This window comes from Trebonia sp. (genome assembly GCF_030042015.1).
Taxonomy (GTDB): Bacteria; Actinomycetota; Actinomycetes; order Streptosporangiales; family Streptosporangiaceae; genus Trebonia.
This window is the reverse complement of sequence record NZ_JASIAL010000186.1, coordinates 1-10,231: the sequence shown is the minus strand read 5'-3', so window position 1 is coordinate 10,231 and position 10,231 is coordinate 1. Positions and strand designations below refer to the sequence as shown.

Below are 10,231 nucleotides of genomic sequence, written 5' to 3'. Positions count from 1 at the left end.
TCACCGGCGGGGCGCCCGGGTGCGGCCGGCGCGGCGATATGCCGGGAACGCCGCCCCGCCGGAATCGGGCATTCCGGGCACCGCGGTTATCGGGGAAGAAAATGCGCGCCAGAGGGCGCAGGATCTTCCCCGTTAACTGGCTGGCGGTGCCGGGGGCCTGGCGATGCGGGAACGGTGATGCGGGCGGGGCTCAAGGTTCCCGCGGGGCTGGACCTGGCGCGGCGCGGGAACCAGAAATCAGCGTGTTGTTTGATCTGCGAGCACTTTGCACACTCCATGCATGGACAAATCGCCCATAACGGACTCCAAAATGGTCACAGAGTGTGCAAAGTAGCATGCAAGTGGTTCTTGTGGCAGCCGGTGCCGCCGCGGAGGGCCCGCGCCCGGGACCGCGGAACGTCACGCGCCAGGGACCGCGGAACGTCCCGCGCCCGGGACCGCGGAAGGCCCGCGCCAGGGGCTGGAGCCGCTGCCGTTGCTGGTTTTCAGCCCGCGCGCAAGAAAAATTTTGCAACTATTCAGATTGAGATAGTAGGATTTACGCTCGTCAGACCCGCGCCTATGTCTGGAGCACACCGACCTTGACCAAGCTCTCAACAGTCCGAAGGACGACCGGACTTGCCTTCGCGGTGGCCGTCGCACTGGCGCTCTCCGCCTGCGCGTCATCGTCATCCTCGTCCTCGTCGACGGCGTCATCGTCGCCGAGCACTTCGCCTTCCGCCGCGGCCTCCGCCGGAAGCGGCGGCGTCTACAACCTCGGGCTCATCACTCCCGAGGGCAACATCAACCCGCTGACCACGGCCAACTTCAACACGATGGAAATCGTGGGGCTCGCCTCGGCCCAGCTGATCATCGAGAACACGAGCGGAAAGCTCGAGCCGCAGCTCGCGAGCTCGTGGACGCCGTCGGCCAACAAGCTCGCCTGGACCATCGCGCTGCGCCCGAACCTGAAATTCAGCAACGGTCAGCCCCTCACCGCCAACGACGTCGTGGCCACCTTCGACAGCATCATCAGCCCGAAGAGCCAGTCGCCCGCGCAGAGCAGCTTCGCGGGGATCGTCAAGTCGGTGGCGGCCGGGCCGAACGGCCAGTCGGTGATCTTCACGCTCGACGAGCCCTACTCGGACTTCCCGTACCTGCTGACCGGCGCGAACACCTGGATCCTGCCGGCCGGCTTCAACGCCGGCAACTGGATCAACGACCCGGTTGGCGCCGGCCAGTTCATCCTGCAGAAGTACACGCCGGGCCAGGGCGTCACCTACACGAAGAACCCCTACTACTGGGACGCTTCCGCGGTCGACCTGTCGGGCATCGACGCGAAGTTCTATTCAGACGACCAGTCTGAGCTGCTCGCGTTCCAGAGCGGCGAGATCGACCAGATCACGTCGGACCCGACGATCGTCGCCGCCCTGGGCACCAGCTACCGCCAGGAACGCGAGGGCTACGCGAAATTCGACGGCATCGTGTTCAACGTCACCAAGGCCCCGTTCAACAGTCAGAACGTCCGCCAGGCGATCGCCTGGGCGCTGAACCGCCAGGCGATCGTCCAGGTCGCCTACAGCGGTGACGCGACCGTCGGCGACGACTACGCCACGTTCCCCGACTACGGGGTGCAGCCTCAGGGCGTGCCCGTGCGCGACCAGAACGACGCCAAGGTCAAGCAGCTGCTTGGCGGCCAAACGATCAGCTTCACGATCACCACCTACCAGGGTGAGCAGACGCTGGCCGAACTCGTGCAGCAGGAGCTCGAGGCCACCGGCAGCTTCAACGTCAAGCTGGACGTGATGACCGAGGCGCAGTACTACGCGGGGACCACGGTCTCGCCGTGGCTGGACTCGCCCGTGACGATCACCGACTGGGCGGACCGGCTGCCCGCGCAGCTGTACTCGCTGATGTACGCGGCGGGCAGCGCGTGGAACGCGTCGCACTACGCGAACTCCCAGCTAGCGACCCTTAACACGGAGTTCGAGGCGGCCACGTCGGCCGCGCAGCGGCAGTCGCTCGCCAACCAGATCGCCGAGATCGAGTGGACCGACGTGCCGGTCATCATCGCGGCGTTCGAGGAGAACGACGTTTACCTGAGCAACGCGGTCCAGGGGACGTTCCCCAACGGGCAGGACTTCTCAGGAGGATTCGACTTCCGCGGCATCTCGGTAGCGAGCTGACCACCCGCGACGATCAGGGAAGGGGTGGTACGCCCACGTGAGCGCGCTGAGCCCGGGGACGGCGACAACGACGCCTGAGCGCGGGTTCAGCGCGCTTTCCGACCGGCACAGCAGGATTCTCGTGCTGCTCGGAAAGCGGCTGATCCAGATTCCTATGGTCCTGTTCGTCGTCTCGATCATGACCTTCTGGCTGGTCCAGCTCGTACCGGGCGACCCGGGCCGCAACGCGCTCGGCCCGTACGCCACGCAGGCCCAGGTGCACGCGTGGGATGTGAGCAACGGCCTCACCGGACCGGTCGTCGCGCGCTACCTGCGCTGGCTGGGCGGCTTCTGCACCGGCAACTGGGGGACGAGCTTCGTCTACCTCGTGCCCTGCCGCGGGCTCGTGCTCGGCCATCTGGTGAACAGCATGCTGCTCGGCCTGTACGGGTTCGTGCTCATGGTGCCGCTGTCGATCGCCCTCGGCTCGGTGCAGGCTTACCGGGAGGGGCGGCGCTCCGACCGCGCGATCACGATCTCGCTGATGTCGCTGTCGTCGGTGCCCGAGTTCGTCGTCGGCGTGCTGCTGCTCGTCGTGTTCGCCGCCTGGCTCAAGATGGTTCCCGTCCAGTCGTCCGCCGACGCCACCGGCGACCTGCCGCAGCGTCTGCACGCGATGACGCTGCCCGCGGTGGTGCTCGCGATCGCCTACCTGGCGGTGCTCAGCCGCATGGTGCGCACCGGCACGGCCGGCGCGATCACCGCGCAGTTCCACCGCACCGCCGTGCTCAAGGGGCTGCCCCCAGCCCAGATCGTGCGGCGCCATGTCACGCGCAACGCGCTGATCCCCACCATGCAGCTGCTCGGCCTGTACCTGGGCGCGCTGCTCGGCGGCAACGCCGTGGTAGAGACGCTGTTCAACTATCCAGGGCTCGGCGCCCTCCTCGTGGTCGCGGCCGAGCACAAGGACGTCGTGCTGCTCACCGACGCCGTCATGGTCACCGGGGTCGTCTCGCTGCTGGCGCTCCTGCTGACCGACGTCTGCCTGATCTTGATGGACCCGCGCATCCGCTTCGAAAACACGGAGAGCTGATGGACTCCCCGCCCCAGCGCGTGCCGGAAACGATCGCGGGAGCTGGCACCCCGCACTTCGCCGCGATGGCGCTGCCGGTGACCCTGGACGCCGCGGACACCGAGGACACCGGGACCGCCGGGCGGGGGCGGCGCCTGCGCGCCCTGCTGCGCCGCCCGACGTTCGTCGTCAGCGCGCTCATCGTGGCCTGGTGGGTGGGGGCCGCGCTGACCTGGCACCTGTTCGGCCTGAACCCCTACGTCAGCACAGGCGTGTACAACGCGCCGCCGAGCTGGGCACAGCCGTTCGGCACCGACTACCTCGGCCGGAGCGTCTTCGCCCGGACCCTGGCCGGAGCGGATTCCGCGCTGGCCGTCGGCCCGCTTGGCTCGGTCCTGGCCACCCTCATCGGCGGCGCGCTCGGCGTCATCGCCGGCTACTTCCGCGGCTGGGTCGACACCGCGCTCATGCGGCTCTTCGACGTCCTCGTCGTGTTGCCGCCGCTCATCTTCCTGATCGTGGTCGTCGGCGCCTTCGGCGCCAGCACGCCCGCCCTGATCGTGATCATCGGCGTCGTCTTCGCCCCCGGCATCGCGCGCATCATCCGCGCCGCGGTCCTCGCGGAAATGGGCAAGAAGTACGTGACCACGGCCAAAGTGCAGGGCGAGTCGCGGCTGCGGATCATGATGACCGAACTCGTGCCGAACGTCCTGCCCACCCTGATCATCCAGGTCACCCTGAGCATGTCCGCCGCCATCTTGATGACGGCGACGCTGTCGTTCCTCGGCCTCGGCTGGCAGCCGCCGTCGCCGGACTGGGGCCTGACGATCGGCGAGAACCTCGGCTACCTGGAAAGCGCCTGGTGGACCGTGCTTGCCCCGGCGTTCGCGGTCGCCTCCCTCGTGGTGGCGACCCAGCTGATCGCCGACAACATCAAGGAGGTGTCGGCGTGAGGGCGTCGTCCGCCCCGGTCGTGGCCGTGGACAACCTCACGGTCGCCTACCGCGCCCGCCGGCAGACCGTGACCGCGATCCGCGGCCTGAGCTTCGCGGTCGAGGCAGGAGAGTCCTACGGGCTCGTCGGCGAGTCCGGCTCGGGCAAGACCACGGCCGCGATGGCGCTGACCCGGTACCTGCCGGCGAACACGGAGATCCATGCCGACGAGCTCGCCGTCGCCGGGGTCCCGGTCCTCGGACTGGACGGCCACGCGCTGCGCGGCTTCCGCTCGGGCACGCTCGCGGTCGTCTACCAGGAGCCCGGGCTGGCGCTGAACCCGACCATGCCCGTCGGCGAGCAGATCGCGGAGGTCTACCGGCTGCACGGCGCGAGCCGGCCGCGAGCCCGGATGAGCACCCTCGCCGCGATCGAGCGGGTGCGCCTGTCGCCGCCGCGGACGATCGCCAAGCGGTACCCGCACGAGCTTTCCGGGGGGCAGCAGCAGCGCATCGTCATAGCGATGGCGCTGGCCAATGAGCCGCGGCTGCTGATCCTTGACGAGCCGACAACCGGCCTGGACAGCCGGGTCGAGACCGAGATCATGGCACTGATCGACAGCCTGCAGGCCGACCTCGCGTTCGCGAGCATCCTGATCAGTCACAACCTGCCGCTGGTGGCCGCGCACTGCCAGCGCATCGGCGTGCTGCGCCGTGGCGTGCTCGTCGAGGAAGGGGCGGCCGCCGACGTGCTGCTCGCGCCGCAGCACCCCTACACGCGGTCGCTGATCGCCGCGCTGCCCGACATAACCGCGGCGCGCGGCCCAGGCCGTTCCGCCGCCGCGGCCGTCGCGGCCGTCGCGGCCGCCGACGGCCAGGGAACGCCAGCCCCGGCGGGGGCAGCGCCTGCTCAGGCGACCGGGCCCACCCAGGCGACCACGTTCGGTCCCGGCAGGCCGTCAGGTCCGCTGGTGACCGTGGAGCACGTGACCAAGCGCTACCATCGCAAGGTCGCGCTGCGGGACGTGTCGTTCACGATCGGCCGCGCCGAGGTGCTCGGCCTGGTCGGCGAGTCGGGCAGCGGCAAGACCACCCTCGGCCTCAGCGTCGCGGGCCTGACCGGCTACGAGGGCAGCATCAGCTTCGATGTCGAGGACCGGCGGCGCAGCCGCAAGGCCCTGCCGCGGGTGCAGGTCGTCTTCCAGAACGCCGACGCCTCGCTGAACCCCCGCCGCACGGTCAGGCAGGTGCTGACGCGGTCCATCGAGCTGCTTGGCGGCACCCAGACCGTCGAGGAACTCGGCGCGAGCACGGGGGTGTCACCGGACCTGCTCGGCAAGCTGCCGCACCAGCTGTCCGGCGGGCAGAAGCAGCGCGTTGCCATCGCCCGCGCCTTCGCCGGGCAGGTGCCGCTCGTGATCTGCGATGAGCCGACCTCCGCGCTCGACGTGTCCAGCCAGGCGCGCCTGCTTGACCTGCTCGGCGAGCTGCAAGAGCGCACCGGGGTGTCGTACCTGTTCATCTCCCATGACCTGGCCGTGGTGCGCCAGGTCTCCGATCGCATCGGCGTGCTGTACGACGGGGAGCTGGTGGAGCTCAAGGCCGCTGACGAGATCTTCGACAGACCTGAGCACCCGTACACGCAATCGCTCGTCGACTCCGCGGTCTCGCTGCGGCGGCGGCTGTCGGCATGACGCGGCAAGTCACGCGGCGAGTCACGCGGCGAGTCACAACGCAGAAAGCAGGGTTCCATGCCGATCGAACTGCGCTCCTGGATCAACCCGCAGTCCTACAGCAACAGCTACTCGACAGCGGGGATAGCGCGGGAGGCCGCTTACTTCACGCCGGTGCCCGAGCCCGTCACGGCCGACCCGGAGTACATCAGCTCAGAGGCCCGCGAGTACGAGGCGGCCGGCTACGACTCCAGCATCATCCCGCAGAGCGCGACCTGGCCGGATGTCACCGTGACGGCCGCGTGGGCGCTCGCGCACACGCGGCGGCTCAGCATCGTGCTGGCCCACCGGCCCGGCACGCAGGCGCCCACGGCGGCCGCGCGCGCCGTGGCGACACTGGACCGGGTGTCGGAGGGACGCACCGGGGTGCACCTGATCCTCGGCAGCGCCGGCGGCTCGGACCTGCCGCGCGACGGGGACCACGCCGACCGCGAGGAGCGCTACCGGCGCGCGGCGGAGTACCTGGAGATCTTCACCGGCGTGCTCACCAGGGACGAGCCGTTCGACTTCGACGGCGAGTTCTACCGGGTGCGCGGCGCCTTCTCCGGCGTCAAGCCCGTCCAGCGGCCCCGCCCGGTCATCTCCCTGCCGGCCGAGTCGGAGCAGGCGGTCGAGCTCGCGGCCCGCCACGGCGACGTGCTCGCCTTCCACGGCACCTCCCGCGCCAAGGTGGCCGCGAAGATCGCGCAGGCACGGCAGGCCGCACCCGGACGGGAGCTGCGTTTCTGGATCAACCTCAACATGATCGCCGGTGAGACCGACGAGCAGGCCCGCCAGCACGTGCGCGACCTCGAGCAGGCGATCCGGCGGCTGCAGGAGTACCGCTCGGGACAGCGCGGCGGGATCCGCTCGATTCGCGAGGACCGGTTCGCCGACCTCGGCGCGGCCGACGGGCAGTGGGAGGATGACGTGCTCTACCTGGGCCTCACCGCGCTCTCGCGCGCCACCCCGGCGCTCGTCGGGTCGCCGTCGACGATCGCGGACGCCGTCCTTGCCTACCACGAGCTCGGGGTCGGGGTTGTCACGCTCGGCAGCCACGTCACCAGCGAGCGCGACGCCGACCTGCGCCGGCAGACGCTCCGGCTGATCAGGCAGGCCGTCACGGTGCGGGACGCCGCCCCGGGCCGGGCCGCGTGAGGAAGCCGGGAACCATGACCGCCGAATACCGCAGCCGAGCGCCCCGCGCCCACTTCACCGCGTTCCTGTCCGGTGTCGGCTACCACGAGTCCGCGTGGCGGCTCGCGGACCCCGCCGACCTGACGGGCCCCGCGCGCTTCGGCGTGCTCGAGCGGGCGGCCCGCAGCGCCGAGCGCGGCCTGCTCGACGCCGCGTTCTTCGCCGACTCGCCCGGCCTGGCGATCTTCCGCGCCCGCTACTTCCCCCAGGTCGGCTTCGACCCGCTGGAGATCATCGCCGCGCTGTCGCGCGCCACGACGCGGGTCGGACTTGTCGCGACGGCGTCCACGACCTACAGCTCGCCCTACGACCTGGCCCGCAGGTTCGCCACCATCGATCACCTGTCCGGCGGCCGGGCCGGCTGGAACATCGTGACCACCCGCTATGCGGGGGCGGCGGGAAACTTCGGGCTCGCCGCGCACCCCGCCCACAAGGACCGTTACGCCCGGGCCGATGAGTTCGTCGAGGTGGTCTCGCGGCTGTGGGAGAGCTGGGACGCCGACGCGGTCCTCGCCGACCAGGACGCCGGCGTCTGGGCGAACACCGACCTGATCAGGCCGGTCGACTTCCACGGCCGCTTCTTCGACGTCAGCGGTGCGCTGACACTGCCGCGCTCGCCGCAGGGCCGCCCCGCGTTCGCCCAGGCGGGATCGTCAGGCCCCGGCGTCGAGCTGGCCGGCAAGCACGCCGACCTCGTCTTCACCGCGCAGCCTGACATCCCCTCCGGCCGCCGCTTCCGCGACTCGGTCCGCGCGGCCGCCCGCCGCCACGGGCGGGACCCGGGCAGCGTCCTCGTGCTGCCCGGCGTGGCCTTCGTGCTCGGCAGCACGCAGGCGGAGGCGGACGCCGCCCGGGCCGGCCTTGAGGACCGGGTCGACCCCGAGTTCCGGTGGCGCAACCTGGCCCACAACGCCGGGCTCGACGCCGCGCTGATCGACCCTGACCGCCCGCTCAGCGCCGCGGCGGTCGCGGCCGCGCAGCCGACCAGCCGCACCGAGGACATCGTGCGCCGCACCGAGCAGACGGGAAAGACCTTCCGCCAGCTCGCCGCCGAACTCACCGGGCTGCCGGGCGGCCTGGAGTTCACCGGCACACCGGAGCAGTTCGCCGACCTCATCGAGCGCTGGGTCGCCGACGGCGCCAGCGACGGCTTCACCCTGCAGCCGACCACGCTGCCCGGTGCGCTTGACCTGTTCGCCGACCACGTCGTGCCGATCCTGCAGCGACGCGGCCTGCACCGGCGCGAGTACGAGACCACCACGTTGCGCGGGCACCTCGGTGCCGGCCGCGGCCCGCAGTCCCTCGCCGGGCGGACCGCGTGACCCCCGTCCGCAGGCTGCGCATCGGCATCCACTCCGACCTGCGTGAACACGGCGAGCAGGCGGCCGTCTACCGCCAGACGCTCGACTTGTTCGTCCGCGCCGAGCAGCTTGGTTTCGACACCGCCTGGGTGCGCTCGTACCACTTCCGCCGCGCGAGCGGCACCCCCGGCCTCAGCTTCCCTGGCGGCCTGCCGTCCCCCTTCACCTTTCTCGGCGCGCTGGCGGCGCGCACGTCGCGCATCCGGCTCGGGACGTCGGTGGTGCCGCTGCCGCTGGAGAACGTCGTGCGGGTCGCCGAGGACGCGGCGGTGCTCGACGCGATCAGCGGCGGGCGCCTTGAGCTCGGCGTCTCCAATGGCGGCCAGCCGCCGATCGCCGCGGCGCTCGGCGTCGCCCTCGAACCAGACCGCGAGCGGAAGAAGGCCGCCTACCAGCGGTCGCTTGAGGCGCTGCGCCGCATCCTTGACGGGGAACCGATCAACGGCACCGCGCACGAGCTGAACCCGCGGGCCAGCGGGCTGGCGGGCCGCATCTGGGAGTCCGCGCTCACCGAGCAGACCGGGCGGGACAGCGCCGCCCGCCGCAATGGGGTGCTCATCGGCACCACCCAGACCGTTCCCGCCGAGGTCACCGGGGCCGCCTACCACGCCTGCCTGCCGCGCGGCGCCGTGCCGCGCGTCGGTCTCGTGGTGCACGTGCACCTGGCCAGGGACCGCCGGACCGGCCTCGCGGAGCTGGCGGCGGACATCGCGACCGTGTACGCCTGGGGCAAGGACTGGCTGCCCGCGGCCGACACGCTCGAGCAGCAGGCGGCGGCGATCAACGTGCACTACGGGACGCCGGACCAGATCGCCGAGTCGATCGAATCGTTCCCGGCGTTCCCGTACGCCACCGAGCTGCAGTTCTCGGTGGGGTACGGGACGACCGACCCCGCCCAGCGCCGGGAGGCGGTCGAGGCGGTCGCCGGGCAGATCGCGCCGCAGCTCGGCTGGGCGCCGCAGGCGTCAGCGGTCCGCCAGTGACCGAAGCAGCCGCGGGCTCTCCGGTGAGGCCCCGTCGGGTGGCCCCGGCGTGCGCTGGAGCAGGCCGTCGACGACCTCGTAGTAGCCGATGGCGCGCAGCGGGGGCGAGTAGACGTGGACGGTGACCGCCCCGGCGTCGTGGTCCATCCGGTGAATGCCGCCGGACGGCACGGAGAACGAGTCGCCGGGCCCGTAGCGCCTGACGCGCCGCGGGCCGCCGATCGGCAGGCCCTCGTTCGTCACGCTCCCCTCGATCACGTAGACGCCGACCGCGCAGCCGTCATGGTCGTGGTACCCGGTGTCGCGCCGGTCCGCCGCGACGTTGAGCCAGGCGACGGAGTCCTCGTCCTCCCAGAGCACGACGGACGCGCCGCCGGCGGCCAGCGGCAGCGCGGCGCGGCCCCGCACCGCCAGGTCGGCCGCGTGCCTGGCCAGGGTGGCGCATTCGTCCGGCTGCAGCGCCGCCATCAGCGGCCCGCCGAGTTCTCGGCGAGCTCGGCGACGTAGGGCCTGCCTTCGCGCCAGGCCGTGACCTGCTCGGGCCTGCCGAACACCTTGAGGTAGTTCGCCACGCCGTCCTTCACCAGGTCCCAGGTCGTGACCGGCTCGAAACCGGTCTCCTCCCCCGGCGCCGCGAACGGCGGCAGCGGCTCGAGCACCTGGGCAAGGCCCGGGTAGTAGAAGATGGCCGTCGACCGCCTGGTCACGGTGCCGCCGGCCACCACGCGGTGGCGGGCCGGGCGCAGCAGCCCGTTGGTCCACCGGGTGAGCAGGGTGCCGGAGAAGACCTGCAGGGCGCCTGGCACGATCGGCACGGGCAGCCAGTCCCC

General features: G+C 71.3%; 9 protein-coding genes. 7 read left to right on the top strand and 2 right to left on the bottom strand.

Features of this window, described 5'->3' with window-relative positions:
* Window positions 1-629: 629 nt before the first annotated feature.
* From Q1N79_RS09580 to Q1N79_RS09550, 7 genes are read left to right on the top strand one after another with little or no spacing between them, the layout of a single operon-like run.
* Window positions 630-2,165 carry an ABC transporter substrate-binding protein gene (locus Q1N79_RS09580; RefSeq protein WP_300607024.1) on the top strand — a complete coding sequence of 512 codons (1,536 nt, stop codon included), beginning with the start codon at window positions 630-632 and terminating at the stop codon, window positions 2,163-2,165.
* Between the two features lie 37 nt (window positions 2,166-2,202).
* Window positions 2,203-3,237: an ABC transporter permease gene (locus Q1N79_RS09575; protein WP_300607022.1), complete on the top strand. Its 1,035-nt coding sequence runs from the start codon at window positions 2,203-2,205 to the stop codon at window positions 3,235-3,237.
* On the top strand, window positions 3,237-4,169 hold the full coding sequence (locus tag Q1N79_RS09570; protein WP_300607019.1) for an ABC transporter permease: 933 nt from the start codon (window positions 3,237-3,239) through the stop codon (window positions 4,167-4,169). Before Q1N79_RS09575 ends, Q1N79_RS09570 begins: the two co-directional genes overlap by 1 nt.
* Window positions 4,166-5,842 carry an ABC transporter ATP-binding protein gene (locus tag Q1N79_RS09565; protein ID WP_300607017.1) on the top strand — a complete coding sequence of 559 codons (1,677 nt, stop codon included), beginning with the start codon at window positions 4,166-4,168 and terminating at the stop codon, window positions 5,840-5,842. Before Q1N79_RS09570 ends, Q1N79_RS09565 begins: the two co-directional genes overlap by 4 nt.
* A gap of 57 nt (window positions 5,843-5,899) precedes the next feature.
* The gene (locus tag Q1N79_RS09560) at window positions 5,900-7,018 is read left to right on the top strand and encodes an LLM class flavin-dependent oxidoreductase (protein WP_300607014.1); all 1,119 of its coding nucleotides are present in this window, start codon (window positions 5,900-5,902) and stop codon (window positions 7,016-7,018) included.
* A gap of 14 nt (window positions 7,019-7,032) precedes the next feature.
* On the top strand, window positions 7,033-8,379 hold the full coding sequence (locus Q1N79_RS09555; RefSeq protein WP_300607011.1) for an NtaA/DmoA family FMN-dependent monooxygenase: 1,347 nt from the start codon (window positions 7,033-7,035) through the stop codon (window positions 8,377-8,379).
* Window positions 8,376-9,401, top strand: coding sequence for an LLM class flavin-dependent oxidoreductase (locus tag Q1N79_RS09550; protein ID WP_300607008.1), 1,026 nt, complete (start codon window positions 8,376-8,378; stop codon window positions 9,399-9,401). The genes Q1N79_RS09555 and Q1N79_RS09550 overlap by 4 nt, the downstream gene beginning before the upstream one ends.
* On the opposite strand, the gene Q1N79_RS09545 is transcribed toward Q1N79_RS09550, so the two are convergent.
* Window positions 9,384-9,869, bottom strand: coding sequence for a hypothetical protein (locus Q1N79_RS09545; protein WP_300607005.1), 486 nt, complete (start codon window positions 9,867-9,869; stop codon window positions 9,384-9,386). The genes Q1N79_RS09550 and Q1N79_RS09545 overlap by 18 nt on opposite strands.
* Window positions 9,869-10,231 (bottom strand): 2OG-Fe(II) oxygenase family protein (locus Q1N79_RS09540; RefSeq protein ID WP_300607002.1); only part of this gene is annotated, 363 nt, incomplete at its 5' end. The genes Q1N79_RS09540 and Q1N79_RS09545, both read right to left, overlap by 1 nt.

What these genes read in the sequence shown, in the direction of transcription:
- Q1N79_RS09545 (WP_300607005.1), bottom strand. Translation starts at nt 9,869, where the DNA reads ATGGCGGCGCTGCAGCCGGACGAATGCGCCACCCTGGCCAGGCACGCG.
- Q1N79_RS09570 (WP_300607019.1), top strand. Translation starts at nt 3,237, where the DNA reads ATGGACTCCCCGCCCCAGCGCGTGCCGGAAACGATCGCGGGAGCTGGC.
- Q1N79_RS09560 (WP_300607014.1), top strand. Translation starts at nt 5,900, where the DNA reads ATGCCGATCGAACTGCGCTCCTGGATCAACCCGCAGTCCTACAGCAAC.
- Q1N79_RS09555 (WP_300607011.1), top strand. Translation starts at nt 7,033, where the DNA reads ATGACCGCCGAATACCGCAGCCGAGCGCCCCGCGCCCACTTCACCGCG.